At 65.8% G+C, this 1119-nt stretch carries 1 pseudogene; it reads right to left on the reverse strand.

Annotated elements, in window-relative coordinates:
• Nucleotides 1-704, reverse strand: a pseudogene (locus tag AB0E90_RS36190) (hypothetical protein); the annotation flags it as partial.
• Nucleotides 705-1119 lie beyond the last annotated feature (415 nt).

The following is a 1119-nucleotide window of genomic DNA, read 5'->3' on the forward strand; positions in this document are numbered from 1 at the left end:
TGCGGCGGGCCTGTTGCCAGCGTCGGTCCGGCTGTTTTGGGCTGGTCGGTTGTCTGTTTCTGGGTTGATCCTGGTGCCCGATCGGCTGTCTGCGGCGGGCCTGTTGCCAGCGTCGGTCCGGCTGTTTTGGGCTGGTCGGTTGTCTGTTTCTGGGTTGATCCTGGTGCCCGATCGGCTGTCTGCGGCAGGCCCGTTGCCAGCGTCCGGTTGACTGTCTGCGCCTGGCTCGGTGCCGGCGCCCGGACAGCCACCTTCGCATGGTCGATCGCCTGCGCCCGGACCCCTGCTGACGGGTTGGCGGGGGCGGGTTCGGCCGGCGCTGCGCGATCGGCCTGCTCGGCAATCGGTGACTGATCAGTGAGATCAGCGTGGCCGGGCTGTTGCTCACGGCTCGGCGACAGATCCCGGACGGCTCGGGCCTCGCGACCCGGCACCTGTCGCGGTGGCCGCGCGACGGTGGTCTCGTCGCCCCAGATCAACGGCGGAATCTCCTCGAAGTCGTCGTGCAGGCCCACCGCTCCGCACTCGGCCGAGCAACCATGCGACCGGCACAGCTTCCGGGCATGACGCCTTGCGAGCCCCCATTTCCGGTGGCGCGCGTGCTCTCGGCGGAACTCGTCCGCCTCCGCCGAATAATTGCGAGATTTGGTTCGATCACGCATGGCAGCGAGTTCTGATCTGGTGAAGAACTGCAGCTGCGGCATGAATACATTCTTCCGCACCGCGGAGAGCTACCGCCAATTTTCGATCATGCCTATTTCGGAAAGCGGGGCGGCAGTTGCATGACAAATCAAACAGCTATTGCATCGGCTCGATAAGGGCTCTCATGACGGCTGTCCGATGATGAGGAGAAGCGGACGAATGACGATTTCCGTCATTGGTCGGACACGCCCGTTGGGCCCGGGAATCGCAGCCGCAGAGGGTGGTGTGGTTGCCGGCGCGGATAACGGCGACAGTGGCGCCGATATGAGCCATGCCCGATGCCTGGCGTCCAATGCCTGGGACCTGGGACCTGGGACCTGGGACCTGGGACCTGGGGCTTGCGGCCTGGGGCTTGCGGCCTGGGGCCTGGGGTTTGCGGCTTGCGGCTTGCGGCCTGGGGTTTGCGGCTTGCGGTTA

It is taken from the genome of Actinoplanes sp. NPDC026619 (genome assembly GCF_040638295.1).
In the GTDB taxonomy this organism is placed as follows: Bacteria; Actinomycetota; Actinomycetes; order Mycobacteriales; family Micromonosporaceae; genus Actinoplanes.